This is a genomic window from Thaumasiovibrio clandestinus (genome assembly GCF_047250365.1).
Taxonomy (GTDB): Bacteria; Pseudomonadota; Gammaproteobacteria; order Enterobacterales; family Vibrionaceae; genus Thaumasiovibrio.
Genome location: NZ_JBLBVL010000001.1, coordinates 405,382 through 423,318, shown reverse-complemented (window position 1 = coordinate 423,318; position 17,937 = coordinate 405,382). Strand labels below are relative to the sequence as shown.

Annotated in this window: 16 protein-coding genes; 10 read left to right on the top strand and 6 right to left on the bottom strand. The window is 44.7% G+C overall.

All coding sequences use genetic code 11. The annotated features are described in order from the left end of the window. Positions 1-41: 41 nt before the first annotated feature. The 4 genes from fur to ACKLNH_RS01995 form a co-directional block, all read right to left on the bottom strand. A complete protein-coding gene (gene fur, locus ACKLNH_RS02010) occupies positions 42-491 on the bottom strand; it encodes a ferric iron uptake transcriptional regulator (RefSeq protein ID WP_413110556.1) in 450 nt (149 codons plus the stop codon). 287 nt (positions 492-778) lie between these two features. After that, positions 779-1,306, bottom strand: a complete 528-nt coding sequence (fldA, locus tag ACKLNH_RS02005; RefSeq protein WP_413110555.1) for a flavodoxin FldA — start codon at positions 1,304-1,306, stop codon at positions 779-781. Positions 1,307-1,459: 153 nt separating this feature from the next. Continuing rightward, positions 1,460-1,678: a DUF2788 domain-containing protein gene (locus tag ACKLNH_RS02000; RefSeq protein ID WP_413110554.1), complete on the bottom strand. Its 219-nt coding sequence runs from the start codon at positions 1,676-1,678 to the stop codon at positions 1,460-1,462. A 56-nt stretch (positions 1,679-1,734) separates the two neighbouring features. Next, positions 1,735-2,505, bottom strand: coding sequence for an alpha/beta fold hydrolase (locus ACKLNH_RS01995; protein ID WP_413110553.1), 771 nt, complete (start codon positions 2,503-2,505; stop codon positions 1,735-1,737). Positions 2,506-2,606: 101 nt separating this feature from the next. On the opposite strand from ACKLNH_RS01995, the gene seqA reads away from it, so the two are divergent. Continuing rightward, on the top strand, positions 2,607-3,155 hold the full coding sequence (gene seqA, locus ACKLNH_RS01990) for a replication initiation negative regulator SeqA (protein ID WP_413110758.1): 549 nt from the start codon (positions 2,607-2,609) through the stop codon (positions 3,153-3,155). A 41-nt stretch (positions 3,156-3,196) separates the two neighbouring features. Further along, positions 3,197-4,843, top strand: coding sequence for a phosphoglucomutase (alpha-D-glucose-1,6-bisphosphate-dependent) (pgm, locus tag ACKLNH_RS01985; RefSeq protein ID WP_413110552.1), 1,647 nt, complete (start codon positions 3,197-3,199; stop codon positions 4,841-4,843). Between the two features lie 49 nt (positions 4,844-4,892). Here the strand turns inward: pgm and ACKLNH_RS01980 are convergent, their stop codons facing one another. Next, a complete protein-coding gene (locus ACKLNH_RS01980) occupies positions 4,893-5,663 on the bottom strand; it encodes a DUF1853 family protein (RefSeq protein ID WP_413110551.1) in 771 nt (256 codons plus the stop codon). 135 nt (positions 5,664-5,798) lie between these two features. On the opposite strand from ACKLNH_RS01980, the gene ACKLNH_RS01975 reads away from it, so the two are divergent. From ACKLNH_RS01975 to ACKLNH_RS01965, 3 genes are all read left to right on the top strand, one after another. Continuing rightward, a complete protein-coding gene (locus tag ACKLNH_RS01975; RefSeq protein WP_413110550.1) occupies positions 5,799-5,999 on the top strand; it encodes a DUF2517 family protein in 201 nt (66 codons plus the stop codon). 99 nt (positions 6,000-6,098) lie between these two features. Beyond that, the gene (locus ACKLNH_RS01970; protein ID WP_413110549.1) at positions 6,099-6,857 is read left to right on the top strand and encodes a Nif3-like dinuclear metal center hexameric protein; all 759 of its coding nucleotides are present in this window, start codon (positions 6,099-6,101) and stop codon (positions 6,855-6,857) included. A gap of 392 nt (positions 6,858-7,249) precedes the next feature. After that, positions 7,250-10,003 (top strand): cation-translocating P-type ATPase, encoded by a 2,754-nt coding sequence (locus ACKLNH_RS01965; protein ID WP_413110548.1) that lies wholly within the window; start codon positions 7,250-7,252, stop codon positions 10,001-10,003. A gap of 74 nt (positions 10,004-10,077) precedes the next feature. Here ACKLNH_RS01965 and ACKLNH_RS01960 read toward each other — a convergent pair whose 3' ends face one another. Next, positions 10,078-11,367, bottom strand: a complete 1,290-nt coding sequence (locus tag ACKLNH_RS01960; protein ID WP_413110547.1) for a citrate synthase — start codon at positions 11,365-11,367, stop codon at positions 10,078-10,080. 406 nt (positions 11,368-11,773) lie between these two features. Between ACKLNH_RS01960 and sdhC the strand changes: the two genes are divergently transcribed. The 5 genes from sdhC to sucA all read left to right on the top strand — a co-directional run bounded on the left by sdhC (position 11,774) and on the right by sucA (position 17,925). Continuing rightward, positions 11,774-12,154: a succinate dehydrogenase cytochrome b556 subunit gene (sdhC, locus tag ACKLNH_RS01955; protein WP_413110546.1), complete on the top strand. Its 381-nt coding sequence runs from the start codon at positions 11,774-11,776 to the stop codon at positions 12,152-12,154. Beyond that, on the top strand, positions 12,148-12,498 hold the full coding sequence (sdhD, locus tag ACKLNH_RS01950; protein ID WP_413110545.1) for a succinate dehydrogenase, hydrophobic membrane anchor protein: 351 nt from the start codon (positions 12,148-12,150) through the stop codon (positions 12,496-12,498). The genes sdhC and sdhD overlap by 7 nt, the downstream gene beginning before the upstream one ends. Then, a complete protein-coding gene (gene sdhA, locus ACKLNH_RS01945; protein ID WP_413110544.1) occupies positions 12,498-14,264 on the top strand; it encodes a succinate dehydrogenase flavoprotein subunit in 1,767 nt (588 codons plus the stop codon). Before sdhD ends, sdhA begins: the two co-directional genes overlap by 1 nt. Before the next feature lie 13 nt (positions 14,265-14,277). Next, positions 14,278-14,991: a succinate dehydrogenase iron-sulfur subunit gene (locus tag ACKLNH_RS01940; protein ID WP_413110543.1), complete on the top strand. Its 714-nt coding sequence runs from the start codon at positions 14,278-14,280 to the stop codon at positions 14,989-14,991. A 108-nt stretch (positions 14,992-15,099) separates the two neighbouring features. Further along, positions 15,100-17,925 (top strand): 2-oxoglutarate dehydrogenase E1 component, encoded by a 2,826-nt coding sequence (gene sucA / locus ACKLNH_RS01935; RefSeq protein WP_413110542.1) that lies wholly within the window; start codon positions 15,100-15,102, stop codon positions 17,923-17,925. Positions 17,926-17,937 lie beyond the last annotated feature (12 nt).

Here is a 17,937-nt window from a genome sequence, read left to right as displayed (position 1 = left end):
GTATCAAAGTAAAAAAAACCAGCCTATTGGCTGGTTTTTTTTTATTTCTGTTGATTGTGTGCATCTTCATCTTCTTTACAATCGCCATCGAGGCAATTACCGTAAAGATATAGGCTATGATTGGTCAGACGAACATTAAACGAAGCGGCAATTTCACGCTGACGTTTTTCAATTATTTCATCAGAAAATTCAATAACCTTACCACAATCCAGACAAACTAAATGGTCGTGGTGTTTTTGGCTGGCGAGTTCAAAAACAGATTTTCCGCCCTCAAAATGATGTCGAGTGACGATACCTGCATCATCGAATTGGTTTAAAACACGATATACAGTCGCCAGTCCGATCTCTTCACCAATATCAAGAAGCTTTTTGTACAGGTCCTCAGCACTAATATGCTGGCAATCCGGTTCTTGCAGAAGCTCCAGAATTTTAAGGCGGGGAAGTGTAACTTTTAAACCTGCCTGCTTAAGTGCTTGGTTATTATCTGACATTTAACGTTCCTGTGCGCTAGCTGCGATCCCGTCGCAGTAGTCATTTATATTACTGCCATTATATTCGACCCCGACACAACAATAAACCTTGATTCTAGTGGTTTGTTGGTAGATTAGTGAAAACGGCCGCATTGTAACGAAAATGTTGTTGTAATTATTTTCGTACTGTAAGCATAGCAAGAGGAGAGGTTAGATGTATGGGATGAGGTTAATTAGGGACATTAGGATATTAATGCCATTGCTGTTTGTAAAAAAACGCGCTGTTTAGCGCGTTTTTTAGGCGTAGATTAGTCAGCTAATTCAGCAAGACACATCTCGTCGAATAATTGCTTGCACCAGTTGTTAACGCGCTCTTCAGTGAGTTCTGGCTGGCGATCTTCATCAATACATAAGCCGATGAACTGATCGTCATCAGCAAGCGCTTTTGATGCCTCAAACTCATAACCTTCTGTTGATGTTTGACCAACGATAGTACCGCCTTTCGCTTCAATGATATCGCGTACGGTACCCATGGCATCGCAGAAGTACTCTGCATAGTCTTCTTGATCACCACAGCCAAAAATTGCAACAAGCTTGGTTGAGAAGTCAATCGCTTCCAATTCAGGGAAGAAATCATCCCAGTCGCATTGCGCTTCACCATAATACCAAGTAGGAATGCCGATCAGTAGAAGATCAAAGTTATCGATATCTTCTTTGCTGCTTTTTGCTATGTCTTTTACGTCAACCAGGCTTTTCCCTAGCTGCTTTTGAATCATTTTGGCAACAGCTTCTGTGTTGCCAGTGTCACTACCAAAAAAAAGTCCAACGCTTGCCATATTTATTACCTGTTAAATTATTCTAATAGGTTACATTCGTTGCGGAAACATACCGCGTTTAGGTCTAACGAGATGTGCTTATTGTAACCTAAGATGGTGTTAAAGTGTTCTGGAACAAAGGTGAATATGGGTTGATTGTTCGACTTTTGTCCATTAAATCCCAATGCCTTCCCAGAATATTTGAATCATTCCTTTGGCGATGAAGCCTGCACAGCCAAGAAATAGGACGAGCCACACAATTTTCCTCCCGAATGGGGGAACATTTGCTTGGGCTAAAACATCTCGTATGGCCATGCCAATAAAGAAAAAGATGGCCGCAAAGAGAAGATCCAATCCGATCGCTTCAAGCAGTTCCATGTGCTCGTAAAACATACCTGTTATCCTATATTTTGGCAGGTGACAAATAGTAGCATGTTCAGTCGGAGCTGTTAATTGTTCCCCAAGAATCGCGTGATGGTTCTAACAACGGCAGCTGGCTTTTCTGCGTGTAACCAATGTCCAGTATTGGCGACGACATGCGCTTTTGCGCGGGGGTATTGCTGCATTATGACGTCGCGGTATTCAGGTAAGATATACTCAGAATTCTCCCCTTTAATAAACAGTGTATTACCATTAAACGGTGTGACCATCTCCCATTGCATGATGTGCTGGTAGTTATGCAGTAGACTCGCTGCATTGAATTGCCACTTGAAGTGATCACCGCTTCGTTTTAATGATTTAAGTATAAATTGTCTTACACTAGGATCAATGACATGCATGGCGAGATAACTGTCAGCTTCTGAGCGCTTAGTGATGGTATTTGAATAGGCAGAGACTTCGTTGATTCCGGCAAATACATTGTCATGTCGGCCTTTAAAATAGCTGACAGGGGCAATATCTAATACCACCAAGTGACTCACTTTCTCTGGGCAACGCTCGGCAAATTTCATGGCGACTTTACCGCCCATAGAGTGACCAATAAGAATGACTTGGTCTAAACAAAGCAGTTCTACAAGCGTTAAGATATCTTCTGCCATCGCATTGTAGGTATGGAGATCACTATGGGGCGATAAACCGTGGTTACGAAGATCAATAGAGATCACTTCGTATTCACTGCTGAGTGCTTTAGCCAGAAGACTAAGATTAGATAAGCTGCCAAACAGGCCATGTATTAGCAAGATCGGTTTTCCTTTACCTTCCACTTTGTAATGTAACTGCATGGATCTTTCTCTGCTGGTTTTGATGTTAGACGTAGAGTATAACGATGTTACGCGTTATAATCGCCCCCAGTTAGTTGAATGGAACGACAATGAATAACAAAATGAAAACGATTGAGGTAGACGAAGAGTTATACCGTTACATTGCAAGTCAGACTCAGCATATTGGTGAAAGTGCATCAGATATTCTCCGTCGCTTACTGCTACAGCCTCAGCCTCAGCCGGAACGTACCGTTGAGCGAACCGTAGAGCAATCTGTGCCGCAAGGCATTGTTGTCAGTAAGGATGCAGGGAAATCGGATGATATTGATCGTACGAAAGAGATGCGATCTTTATTGATCTCTGATGAGCTTGCTAAAGAAGATAGAGCCATTGGCCGCTTTATGTTGATTTTGTCAGCTTTGTATCGTGTCGACCCTCAAGGTTTTTCAGATGCTGCTGCAATCAAAGGTCGTACCCGCGTTTACTTTGCCTCAGATGAAGAGACGTTACTAGCGAGTGGTAAAACAACCAAACCAAAGGTGATCCCGAGTACCCCATTTTGGGTTATCACCAATACGAATACTGGCCGTAAACGCCAGATGGTAGAACAGCTGATGGATCGTATGCAATTCAGTAGTGATATTGTCGAAAAGGTGTGCGGTGTAATTTAAAACATTGTTGGCATTTTGCTTTTTATACAAGGATCTGTGATATGGCTATTCATCCTCGCGCTGGGCAACGTGCCCAGCAGGAAGATATGCATAATATTCCCGCTTTAGTTTCTAACTATTTTTTAATTGAACCTCGTGCAGATGCTGTTTCTCAGCGTGTCCAATTTGGTACTTCTGGGCACCGTGGCTGCGCGGATAAAGGCACATTTAATCAACATCACATTTGGGCAATCGCTCAGGCCGTTGCTGATGTTCGTGCTGAGCATTGTATTACCGGACCACTGTTTTTGGGTAAGGATACGCACGCGCTTTCAGAACCTGCATTTATCTCGTCATTAGAAGTCCTTGTTGCTAATGGAGTGACCGTTATTATTCAAGAGAATAACGGCTTTACACCAACACCTGGCATTTCACATGCCATTCTTTGTTACAACAAAACATCTTCAACTAAAGCCGATGGTATTGTTATTACACCATCGCATAATCCACCGCAGGATGGGGGCATCAAGTATAATCCTCCTCATGGTGGACCTGCAGAAGCCGAATTAACTGATGCCATCGAAGCGCGTGCGAATCAAATTATTGCAGATGGCCTTTCTGCAGTGAAAAGAATGCCAATTGCACAAGCACGCCAATCGCCGTTGGTGATTGAAAAAGAGCTGGTTCAACCTTATGTTGAGGATTTAGCAAACGTGGTCGATATAAAGGCCATTCAAAATGCTGAACTCAAAATAGGGGTTGATCCGTTGGGTGGTTCCGGCATCGATTATTGGCGTCAGATTGCAAAATATTACGATCTTGATTTGACCCTAGTTGATGAGAGTATTGATCCATCATTCCGTTTTATGTCATTAGACAAAGATGGTGCTGTGCGTATGGACTGTTCATCACCCTATGCGATGGCAGGCCTGCTTGCACATAAAGATAATTATGATCTAGCCTTTGGTAATGATCCTGATTTCGATCGTCATGGTATTGTGACACCAGCGGGCCTGATGAACCCCAACCATTATTTAGCTGTCTGCATCGATTATCTATTCCGTCACCGCCCAGAATGGAGTCGGGATGTCGCCGTTGGTAAGACCTTGGTTTCGAGTGCATTAATTGATCGTGTGGTCGCTGATTTGGGGCGTGATCTAAAAGAAGTGCCAGTTGGCTTTAAATGGTTTGTTGATGGCCTATACCGAGGTGAATTTGGTTTTGGTGGGGAAGAGAGTGCTGGCGCATCTTTTTTAAGGAAAGATGGAACACCGTGGGCAACAGATAAAGATGGTATTTTGCTGTGCTTATTGGCCGCAGAGATCACCGCAGTCACGGGGCTAAATCCGCAGCAATACTATGAAAAGCTCGCTGCTCAACACGGTGAGTCTCAATATAACCGTCTGCAAGCCGTTGCAAACAGTGAGCAAAAAGCGGTATTGAAGAAAATGTCGGCAGAGATGGTGACTGCTGACACATTAGCAGGCGATCCGATCACAGCGCGTTTAACGCATGCACCTGGTAATGGTGCCGCCATTGGCGGACTAAAAGTGACGACGGATGCAGGATGGTTTGCTGCTCGTCCTTCAGGTACGGAAGATATTTATAAGATTTATTGTGAGAGCTTCAAAGGCAAAGAACACTTAAAGTTGCTCGAGAAAGAAGCGCAAGACATTGTGAATCAGGTATTTGCTAACGCTGGTCTTTAATTCTCGTTAAGACACGAAAAGAGAAAAGCTGCTATTTTAGCGGCTTTTTTTATTGCTGAAATGTCACTCTAGGCCATGTTCTTGGCATGATAAAAAGTCGTTCACCACCTTGGTTAATGCATTGAGCAGGTTTAACATCATCGCTGAGTTGTAAATTAGAACCGGTAAACAACGGCGGAGCAATCCACTGCATTTTGTCCAGCTTTTGCCACTGAGATGGGGTAACTTGATCATAGTATGCCCAGCAGGCTTGATAAACATTTGGGTTTATCCATTGTGGCAATGGCGGTGGTGATTCATCGATATGGTGAAATAAGATACCTTGCATGATTAGGCGATGCTTTTGAGCGCGTCCGAGCTTCTCGCCATATTGCTCCTTATAGGCGGGGTGTAGAGTGAGGCCCAATTGCTTATCGCGCATATGGTGATACTTTTTATCTAATTGGTCATGTGCGTTTGGGCCTAGCCACTTACCTTGATAGTGTAAATAGAATTTGATCGCGACCTCCCAATGCTCGATCTGGTTTGAGCGTTGGTTGTGCAGTAGAAAATCGAGTGCGCCAATGGTTCGACCTGATTGTATGATTTGCAGCTCTTCGGCTAGCACTTGATAGGATGATGAGGCTTTGAGTGTTTCACTGACTAACCATTGATAATAAAGCCCTAAACGCGTACCGCCATTGTAAGGTTGCTGTATGTTGGACTTGAGTATTAAGTCTAAAAAGGTCGCCTCAAATCCCTCTTCATTTGGGCAATGACATAGAAAAGGTAACGAAGCTAGTGATTGACTGTTTCTTTTGTGTTCAGTTGATATCAGCATATTGTCAAAGCGATTCAGTTAAAGGGCAGTACGGGCTAAATTAGATGAAAAAACGCACTATTTGGCTTGTAAGTGTAGTAAATTTGCTCATTTGGCGATATGGTATCACGAGTTTATTTTCGATTGAGGCAAAGTATGTATCAAGTTTATCCATTGCATAACATTATCATGCGGCGCTGTTTTGTGGTTTTTGCTGGTGTTTTTTCATTCCCTGTGGTGGCAGTGATGGGTAAGCGTTCAGCGTTTTATAGCTATCTTCATCGTATGTGGCACAAAACCAGTAATAAGCCTGTATGGTTAAAAGAGTCAGAGAAGAATGGACGTGAATTGTTCTGATTGATTCAATGATTTATTAACAGACAGCAACCCTCGGGTTGCTGTTCTTGTTTCTAAAACGATACTATACGCAAACAAAGATAATTACAGGTATAGGTTATGAATCATTTGGCGTTAGAGAAGTGGCTGAACACGCTGCTGAGTACTCACCTTTTTAAAGACTATGCACCTAACGGTCTGCAAGTGGAAGGCAAAGCTGAAGTACAGCGTGTTATGACCGGTGTTACGGCTAGCCAAGCACTAATTGACCGAGCAGTTGAAGAAGGCGTTGACGCCTTAATTGTTCATCATGGCTTTTTTTGGAAAGGTGAACCGCCTTCGTTACGTGGAGTGAAGTATCGTCGCATCCAAGCCTTAATTAAGCATGATATAAACCTCTATGCTTATCACTTACCGCTAGATGCTCACCCAGATATAGGCAATAACGCGCAGTTAGGTCACTTATTAGGGCTTGATAATATCTCTACACTAGAGCCGGATAATCCGTGTGCATTGATTGCGAGAGGCGAGCTAAACCCACCACTTCCAGCGGCACAGTTTGCTGACATTATCGGTAAAGTACTGGCAAGGCAACCATTGCATTTGAGCGCGGATCCTCATCGACTAATTCAACAAGTGGGGTGGTGTACGGGAGGGGGGCAAGATTTTATCGATACTGCCGCTGAAGCGGGGTTAGATGCCTTTATTTCTGGTGAGGTGTCAGAGCGCACAACACATTCTGCCCGAGAGCTTGGAATTGATTTCTTTGCTGCCGGACACCACGCTACTGAACGTTATGGTATTCAAGCTTTGGGTGAGCGATTAGGCAAGGATCTTGGCTTGGATGTCATCCACCAAGATATCGACAATCCCGTGTAATGTTACTTTTTTAAACAATTTCTAATTTTGTTATTGAGCCTGCGAATTGCGGGCTTTTTTCTTAACAAGTCTATATATTCCGTTTTTATGCTCGATTTATTCTGAAAAACCGATCTATTGGTTACATTCTGTAGCAATATATGTGCAAAATGGCATTTCCTGTCGATATTAAATTTGATCTATATCAAGGATTGAGCCTGTATGCGTTAGCCGAATACCTAAAAATAGCGCACTAAGAAAATTCCTTCGGTAACGTATTCTCCATGTTAATGCGGTCATATGTTGATATCTGTTTAACGATATTGGCTCAGTGGCCGCAGCCAAAGCTCTGCTGGTGATATTAATACGAATAAACAGAGCCGTTGGTTGATTAAGTTTTATGGAGTAAAGAGATGACCCAAAAATGGTTTGTAGTCTCAACAGAAGAGACACTAGCGCAACAAAGCTCATCGATTGAGTCAGGACTAAGTAGCGAAGAAGCGACGGCGCGTATTGAAAAGTACGGGTACAACGAACTGCAAGCGCAAGACAGCACGCCAGCTTGGAAGCTGTTTATGCATCAGTTCCAAAACCCATTGATCTTTATCCTTGCCGTGGGCGCGTTAGTATCGTTCTTTACCGGCCACACCGTTGATGCCGTTGCGATTACCGCCATCATTTTCATTAATGCCTGTATTGCATTTTGGCAAGAATACAAAGCACAGAAAGGCATGGAAGCGCTTAAAGAGATGGCGGCGCCAACAGCACAAGTATTAAGAGATAGTGAGTGGCTTAATGTGCCAGCCCGCGACCTCGTTCCTGGTGATATTATCAAGATCAGCACCGGTGATATCTTACCTGCTGATGTGAGGATTCTTGAGTCAAACCGCCTTGGTATCGATGAAGCTGCATTGACGGGGGAATCTGAACCTGTTGATAAGATGGTTGCAACGATTGATGATGCGACTGTTGGTTTGGGTGACCAGAAGAACATGGGCTTCATGACGACTATCGTGACCACAGGCACAGGTTTAGGTGTTGTTACTGCGACAGGCATGAAAACTGAGGTGGGTCATATTGCTGATATGATGGCTAACACTGAAGAGACTAAAACACCAATGCAAGAGCGTATGGACACCATCGCTAAAATGCTATTGATTGCAGGTCTATCGGTTGTTGCTGTCGTCTGTGCCATTGGTTTGTACCACGGCATGCCTTGGTTAGATATCCTAACTACGGGTATTTCGCTGTCAGTTGCCGCTATCCCTGAAGGTCTACCAACGGTTGTAACTATCGTATTGACGATGGGTTCAACCAAAATGGTCAAGAGCAACGCTTTGGCTAAGCAGTTAGCAGCGATTGAGACTTTGGGTTCAACAACCGTTATCTGTTCAGATAAAACAGGTACATTGACTCAAAACCAGATGCAGGTAATGAAAGCGTATGATGCGGAAGGTCATTACTGGGAAGTTTCTGGTAAAGGTTTTGATCCAAAAGGTAGCTTTAACCCAATCGGTCATGATGTCGCTGCGACACAAAGTCCAGCAATGATGCAAGGTCTTGTCGTCGCAACACTGTGTAATGATGCAGAGTACATTCAAGACAATGGTAAATATTCAGTGCGCGGAAACCCGACTGAAGGCGCATTGATTGTCGCTGCAGCAAAAGCGGGCCTAAACCAAACTGAGATGCTATCAAGTGGTGGCTATTCGATTGTTGAGAAATTCCCATTTGATTCAACACGTAAAATGGCTTCTGTGATCGTTAAAGGCCCAGACGGTAAGCACTTCCTAGCACTTAAAGGTGCGCCAGATGTGGTACTACGTCACTCTACTGGCTTTATGATTAATGGTGTGCCTACGGCTGCTGCATCTGCGCAGACGGATGGAAACTTAGCGCTAGATAACGTTGCTTCTGCTGACTATGTAGCTAACTTTGAAGCGGCGATCGAGAACTTCGGTAAAGATGCACTACGTACTCTTGCTGTTGGTATTCGTGAATTGCGTGAAGATGAGCTAAATAAAGAACCTGCTGATCTAGAGAAAGACGTTACTATTCTTGGCGTTTACGGCATCATGGATCCACCACGTCCAGAAGTGAAACTTGCTGTAGAGCAGTGTTACAACGCTGGTGTTCGTACCGTTATGATCACGGGTGACCACGCAGTAACAGCGGCTGCGATTGCACGTGAAATCGGTATTATCCGCAGTGACAAAGACCGTGTTGTTACCGGTGCAGAATTAGATGCAATGGATGATGAGAAGCTACAAGCTATCTGTCCAGACGTTGCTGTATTTGCACGAGTATCACCTGAGCATAAGCTACGTATTGTAAAAGCACAGCAAGTGAACAATGAAGTTGCTGCGATGACAGGCGACGGTGTGAACGATGCGCCAGCACTTCGTCGTGCAGATATCGGTGTAGCAATGGGTATTACTGGTACATCGGTAGCAAAAGATTCTGGTGACCTAATTCTACTTGATGATAACTTCAGCACCATTGTAAAAGCGGTTCGTCAAGGTCGTCAAATCTTTGATAACTTGCGTAAGTTTATCCGACAGGAGTTGACGGCTAATGTTGGTGAAATCTCGGTTATTCTGTTTGCATTCTTGCTAATGGGCCCGGAAGCCATTCTGCCACTAACTCCATTAATGATTCTATGGGTAAACCTAGTTTCTGATGGTCTTCCTGCGCTAGCACTGGGTGTTGAGCCAGAAGAAGGTGACCTAATGGAGCGAGCGCCACGTAAGCGTAACGAAGGTTTCTTTTCCGACGGTCTAGGTCAGCGTATTATTACACGTGGTCTGGCGTTAGGTGCACTAAGCTACGTAGCATTCGCTTGGGCACTCGATGGTGGTTATTCGGCTAACTATGCGCAAACAATGGCGTTCATGACACTGATTTTTGCTCAACTGTGGCACCTGTTCGATTGTCGTTCATTCACCACATTGTTCCGTAAAAATCCGTTTACTAACAAATACCTGTTAGGTGCTGTAGCGACTTCAGCTATCTTGTCACTCAGCGTTGTATATACAGGGTTTGGTCAGCTAGTCTTTGGCACAGAAGCACTAGAGATGACACACTTAGCGGTGATTGCGTTAGGCTCGGCACTACCGACATTCGTACTGTCAGCCATTAAAGAAGTGACGAAAGTACGCTTTATCTAATCTGATAATCACGGCGATAAAAAAAGGCTTGCCGCTTGGCAAGCCTTTTTTATTTGTGTGCCGCTTTTAAACGACTATTCTCGCTCATGCATTGGAACAAAATCACGTAGCTCTTGCCCAGTATAGAGCTGACGAGGACGACCAATACGGCTGGCTGGGTCGCTATGCATCTCATTCCAGTGTGCAATCCAACCAATAGTGCGCGACATCGCAAAAATAACGGTGAACATCGAGACTGGAATACCAATCGCTTTCAGAATAATGCCCGAATAGAAATCTACGTTAGGGTAAAGTTTCTTCTCGACGAAATACTCATCAGATAACGCGATACGTTCAAGTTCCATGGCGACATCAAGCAGTGGATCTTTGATGTTTAACTCGTTTAAAACCTCATGACAGGCGTCTCGCATAACGGTAGCGCGAGGATCATAATTTTTATAAACACGGTGGCCAAAGCCCATTAAACGGAAAGGATCATCTTTGTCCTTAGCGCGTTCAACGAACTCAGGAATACGATCCACGCTACCAATTTGTTCTAGCATTTTCAGACAAGCTTCGTTGGCACCGCCATGGGCAGGTCCCCATAATGAAGCAATACCTGCAGCGATACAGGCAAACGGGTTAGCACCAGACGAACCTGCTAAACGTACCGTTGAGGTAGAAGCATTCTGTTCATGATCAGCATGTAAGGTGAAAATTTTATCCATAGCACGGGCGATCACTGGACTAACGTCATACTCTTCACATGGTGTAGCGAACATCATATGTAAAAAGTTCTCTGCGTAATCAAGGTCGTTTCGTGGATAGATGAAAGGCTGGCCAATCGAGTACTTATAACACATTGCTGCCAATGTAGGCATTTTTGAAAGTAGACGGAAAGCCGCTATTTCGCGGTGAGCTTCGTTGTCAATATCCAGTGAATCGTGATAAAACGCAGCTAATGCGCCAACAACCCCAACCATGATAGCCATTGGGTGCGCATCTCGGCGGAAGCCATGGAAAAAGCTAGCAATTTGTTCATGCACCATCGTGTGGCGAGTCACCGTATCGGTGAACTGTTCGAATTGCTCGCGTGTGGGTGCTTCACCGTATAAAAGAATATAACAAACTTCTAGATAATTAGATTTATTGGCTAATTGGTCAATTGGAAAGCCTCGATGAAGCAAAATGCCTTTATTACCATCAATGAAGGTTAATTGAGATTCACAAGAAGCGGTGGCAAGAAAGCCAGGATCGAAAGTGAAGTATCCATTTGCACCTAATGCCCTAACATCTACAACTTCAGGGCCCAATGTGCCGTTAATAATCGGAAGTTCGATTGGCGCTTTCCCTTCAATATGAAGCGTCGCTTTCTTGTCCGACATAACATTCTCCTTTGCAATATTCAGTCCTGTCCCAATAGTGGGTTGCTAACAAGTTGTACATGTGAGGTACAACAAAGTCAATAATTGTACTTCCTAGTGTGCGCTTGTTAAAAAATATGAGCAAAAAAACGTGAAAATTGTGCTTTATGTAAAAAGTTTTGTTACTGAGTTTGTCTTTAAATGTTGCGATGCGTATAGTGACGTTAGGTCCCGTTTGAGGGCATTGCTCTCTTATTAATAACTTGAACAGGCAGAGAAAAAATTAGATTGTTTATGAATTTTACTGTCTTATTCAAGACACAAGGATGTTAACAATGTTGCATTTTTGTTTATCAATAAAGAGCGGTTTAACTCTATCGGGAATGGAATAAAAGAAACGCTCAATGGAGCTGAGTGAGCAAATACCGTGAAAGAAAATAAGTATCGACCTGTAAACTTAGATCTGCAAACCATTCGCTTTCCTGTAACAGCGATAGCGTCCATTCTTCACCGTATATCTGGCGTCATCATGTTTGTGGCGGTGGGTATCCTCCTCTGGTTATTGAGTACCTCGCTCTCTTCACCTGAAGGATTTAGACGCGTGTCAGAGCTAATGAATAGCTTTGTCGTCACCATGATTATTTGGAGCATACTCATTGCACTGTTTTATCATATTGTGATTGGGATACGCCACTTGTTGATGGATCTGGGCTATTTCGAAGAAATGGATCTTGGCATAAAGAGTGCATGGGTTAGTTTTGCAATCACTGGCGTTCTAGCATTAATAGCAGGAGTCATCGTATGGTAAATCCAGTCTCTAGCGTTGGTCGTAATGGTATCCACGACTTTGTTTTAATCCGAGCAACAGCGATCATCATGACTTTATACACTGTCTATTTGACGGTGTTTTTTCTATTCGGGCCTTCTCTTTCTTATGAGGTTTGGGGCGAATTTTTCGCTAAGAACAGCACGAAAGTTTTTACTGTGCTGGCGTTATTTTCTCTGCTAATCCACGTTTGGATCGGCATGTGGCAGGTTTTAACGGATTACATTAAGTCAGCAGCGTTAAGGGCGGCGCTGCAGTTATTTGTCGTTGTAACGTTGTTTGTATATCTATTGTCCGGTTTCTTTATCGTGTGGGGAGTGAAGTGATGACTATTCCGGTTCGTGAGTTTGATGCTGTCGTTATTGGTGCTGGTGGTGCAGGAATGCGTGCGGCATTACAAATCTCTGAACAAGGTTTAACTTGTGCATTGTTATCAAAAGTTTTTCCTACCCGCTCTCATACTGTATCAGCCCAAGGCGGGATTACTGTCGCGTTAGGCAACTCCCATGAAGATAACTGGGAGTGGCATATGTATGATACCGTTAAAGGTTCTGATTATATTGGTGATCAGAATGCCATTGAGTATATGTGTAAAAATGGCCCCGACTCTGTCATTGAGTTAGAACGTATGGGCTTGCCTTTTTCACGCTTTGATGATGGTTCTATCTATCAGCGCCCGTTTGGGGGGCAGTCAAAGGCCTTTGGTGGCGAGCAAGCAGCTAGAACGGCGGCAGCAGCAGACCGAACTGGACATGCTTTATTGCATACCTTGTACCAGCAGAATGTGAAGCATAAGACCACGATTTTTTCAGAATGGTATGCCCTTGATTTAGTGAAAAATCAGGACGGCAATATCGTGGGCACGACGGCGATTTGCATGGAAAGTGGAGAAGTTTGTTATTTCAAAGCTAAAGCGACCATTTTAGCCACCGGGGGGGCTGGTCGAATCTATGCGTCGACAACGAATGCGCACATTAATACTGGAGACGGTGTCGGTATGGCATTACGCGCTGGTGTGCCAATGCAAGATATGGAAATGTGGCAATTCCATCCAACGGGAATTGCAGGTGCAGGTGTTTTGGTGACTGAAGGGTGTCGTGGGGAAGGTGGGTACTTGCTCAATGGACAAGGTGAACGCTTTATGGAGCGCTATGCGCCAAATGCGAAGGATTTAGCTGGACGTGATGTGGTCGCGCGTTCAATGATGGTTGAGATCCGCGAAGGGCGCGGCTGTGAAGGGCCATGGGGGCCACACATTAAATTGAAGTTAGATCATTTGGGGAAAGAGGTATTAGAGTCGCGCTTACCGGGTATTTGTGAGTTGTCTCGTACGTTTGCCCATGTTGACCCCGTGAAAGAGCCCATTCCGGTGATACCAACTTGCCACTATATGATGGGAGGGGTACCGACTCAAGTTTCAGGACAAGCAGTTGGGTTAGATGACGCGGGTAATGACTATGATATTCAGGGCTTATTTGCCTGTGGTGAAATTGCCAGTGTTTCTGTTCATGGTGCTAATCGTCTTGGTGGTAACTCGCTGCTGGATTTAGTGGTATTTGGTCGTGCAACAGGCTTACATTTGGGAGAGACGTTAGCAGCGCAAAGTGAATCTCGGGATGCCTCTGAGTCAGATATTGAGGCCTCTTTGGCTCGTCTTAATCGTTGGGAGCGTACGCAATCAGGTGAAGACCCGGTGCAAATTCGAAAAGATCTCCAAGCATGTATGCAAAATAACTTTTCAGTTTTCAGAGAAGGTGACGCGATGGCGAAGGGCTTAGAAGAGCTCAAAGAGATCCGCGACCGCCTGCAAAGTGCAAGGTTGGACGATACATCGTCGGAGTTTAATACTCAGCGAATTGAATGTTTAGAGTTGGATAATTTAATGGAAACCGCATATGCCACCGCGGTCGCGGCAAATTACCGAACTGAAAGTCGCGGTGCGCATTCACGCTTCGATTACCCAGAGCGAGACGACGAGCAGTGGTTAGTCCATACAATTTATAACCCACAAAATGAACAGATGAGTAAGCGTGAGGTGAATATGCAGCCAGCCTTGCGAGAAGCATTCCCACCTAAAGCGCGCACATACTAAGGGAGAGTGAACAATGAATCTTAATTTTTCGGTGTATCGCTATAATCCCGATGAAGACAGCGCGCCATATATGAAAGAGTACCAGCTAGAGGTACCAGAAGGTTCAGATATGATGGTGCTGGATGCATTGATTTTGCTTAAAGAGGTGGACCCATCATTGTCATTCAGACGCTCATGCCGGGAAGGAGTTTGTGGCTCTGATGGCATAAATATGAATGGCAAAAATGGTTTGGCGTGTATTACGCCACTATCGGCATTGATGAACGATAAAAGCATCGTCATTCGCCCGTTGCCGGGCTTGCCAGTCGTTAGAGATCTGATTATTGATATGACTCAGTTCTATACCAATTATGCCAAAGTAAAGCCATTTTTGATCAACGAAGCAGAACACCCTCCGGCACGTGAACATCAGCAAAGCCCAGAAGAGCGAGCGCATCTTGATGGGCTGTATGAATGCATTATGTGTGCGTGTTGTTCAACATCTTGCCCTTCTTTCTGGTGGAACCCAGATAAGTTTATAGGCCCAGCAGGATTACTTGCTGCTTATCGTTGGCTAGCGGATAGCCGAGATTGCGCGACAGATGAGCGTTTGTCTGAGTTAGATGATGCGTTTAGTGTTTTTCGTTGCCATGGCATCATGAATTGTGTAAATGTTTGTCCTAAGGGGTTAAATCCGACGAAGGCTATAGGCAAAATAAAAACGATGCTGCTTAAAAAGGCAGTTTAAAACGATCGTTTAATGTAAGTTATAGAGATACCGCCAAATGACTGGCGACGGGAAGGTACATGATTCATGTACTGATGAGCGATAACTACTAGTAGTTAAGGGAAAAGAATGCAGAACGGCGTTATGAAGGCATGGTTTGAGTCTTCTCATTTGGCTGGCGCCAATGCGACCTATGTCGAAGACCTTTACGAATTGTATCTTAGTGATCCAAGTGCGGTCAGCGATGAATGGCGAGAAGTATTTGACGGCCTCCCCACTGTCAAAGAGGTTGTGAATGAGCAGCCTCACTCACGTGTTCGAGATTATTTCCGACGGTTAGCAAGAGAGACGACATACTCAGGCACCGCGGTCTCTGATCCTGATGTTGATGCGAAACAGGTAAAAGTATTGCAGTTAATTAATGCTTACCGCTTTCGTGGTCACCAGCATGCTAACTTAGACCCTTTAGGGCTGTGGCAGCAAGAGCGTGTGCTTGACTTAGATCCTGAGTTTCATTCCCTTACTGAAGAGGATATGGAGAAGGAATTTAATGTCGGTTCATTCGCGGTTGGTAAAGAGAACATGCGACTGGCTGATTTGTATCATGCGCTTAAAAAGACCTATTGTGGCTCAGTTGGCGCAGAGTACATGCATATCACCAACACAGACGAGAAGCGTTGGATACAACACCGTTTAGAGTCAGTAAGTAGCCAGCCCGCTTTTTCAAAAGAAGAGAAACTTACCTTTTTGGATGAGTTGACCGCAGCTGAAGGACTTGAACGCTACCTAGGTGCTAAATTTCCTGGCGCTAAGCGTTTCTCTTTAGAAGGGGGTGATGCACTTATCCCGATGGTGAAGGAATTGATTCGCCACAGTGGTCGCGCTGGTTTGCGCGAGTTAGTGATTGGGATGGCGCACCGCGGGCGCCTAAATATGTTAGTGAATGTTCTTGGTAAAAAGCCTCAGGATCTCTTTGATGAATTTGCGGGTAAGCATGGAGAGAGCTGGGGGACCGGAGATGTTAAGTACCACCAAGGCTTTTCTGCTGATTTCGCCACACCCGGTGGTGATGTCCATTTAGTTTTAGCCTTTAACCCATCGCACCTTGAAATTGTTAATCCGGTTGTGATTGGTTCGGTGCGTGCTCGTCAAGACCGACTCGGTGACCGAGATGGCTCAAAAGTATTGCCGATCACCATTCACGGTGACTCTGCTATTGCGGGGCAAGGGGTTGTCGCCGAGACATTTAATATGTCTCAGTCTCGTGGTTATCGAATTGGTGGTACGGTTCGAATTGTTATTAATAACCAAATTGGTTTCACCACATCAAATCCGAAGGATACTCGTTCAACACAGTATTGTACGGATATTGCAAAAATGGTGCAGGCTCCAATTTTCCATGTTAATGCTGATGACCCAGAGGCTGTCGCTTTTGTGGCGCAGTTGGCGCTAGACTACCGTAATGAGTTTCGACGTGATGTGGTTATTGATTTGGTCTGTTATCGACGTCATGGCCACAATGAGGCAGATGAGCCCAACGCTACTCAGCCGCTCATGTATCAAAAAATCAAAAAGCACCCAACGCCTCGGAAAATTTATGCCGATAAGTTAACCGATGAGCAGAGCATTGATTTAGAAGATGCGACGACCTTTGTGAACGAATATCGTGACCATCTCGATCGAGGAGAGTGCGTCGTGAAAGAGTGGCGACCGATGACAATGCACAGCGTTGATTGGACGCCCTATATTGGCCATGAATGGGATACAGACTGGGTTAACGAGATTTCACTAGAGCGCTTAAAATCGCTAGCAGTGAGGATTTGTCAGTACCCTGAAAGTCACAAATTGCAAAGCCGCGTCAATAAACTTTATCAAGACCGCTTGCTTATGGCTGATGAGCAGAAAGAGGTCGACTGGGGAATGGCTGAGTCTTTGGCTTATGCGACACTGGTTGATGATGGCAAGCGCATTCGTATTACAGGGCAGGACTCAGGGCGTGGCACTTTCTTTCACCGTCATGCCGTATTACATAATCAAGCCGATGCATCGACGTACATTCCATTAGCCAACATTCATGATAAACAGGGGCCATTCCAGGTATTTGATTCAGTTTTATCTGAAGAAGCCGTGTTGGCGTTTGAATATGGTTATGCAACCGCTGAACCGGGTGGTTTGACGGTGTGGGAAGCGCAGTTTGGTGATTTTGCCAATGGTGCGCAGGTTGTCATCGATCAGTTTATTAGTTCAGGTGAGCAGAAGTGGGGTCGAATGTGTGGCCTTACCATGCTATTGCCTCATGGGTATGAGGGACAAGGACCAGAACACTCATCGGCGAGATTGGAGCGGTATCTGCAATTATGCGCAGAACAGAACATTCAGGTCGTAGTGCCATCTACGCCATCGCAGGTTTATCATATGTTACGGCGACAGGTTGTACGGCCAATGCGTCGTCCGTTAATTGTTATGTCGCCTAAATCGTTATTACGTCATCCACTTTGCACCTCATCATTAGATGAACTGGCTTATGGGACATTTCTTCCAGCGATTGCAGAAGTGGATGATATCGACCCAAGTGGCGTTGAACGTGTTGTTTTTTGTTCAGGTAAAGTTTATTACGATTTACTTGAGCAGCGTCGCAAAGATGAAAATAACAAGGTGGCTCTGATTCGGATTGAGCAGTTGTATCCATTCCCTTATGAGGATATGCAGGCCATATTGACAGATTATACGCACGTTAAGGATTTTGTGTGGTGTCAAGAAGAGCCGCAAAATCAGGGCGCTTGGTATTCGAGTCAACACAACTTCCGAGCAGTGATCCCCGCTGATGCTGACTTAAATTATGCAGGCCGACCAGCTTCAGCGTCCCCGGCGGTGGGTTATATGTCGGTGCATTTAAAACAACAGAAGGCACTGGTTGCCGATGCTCTTAACTTGAGCAACGAACTGGAAAAATAAGGAAAGTAGATC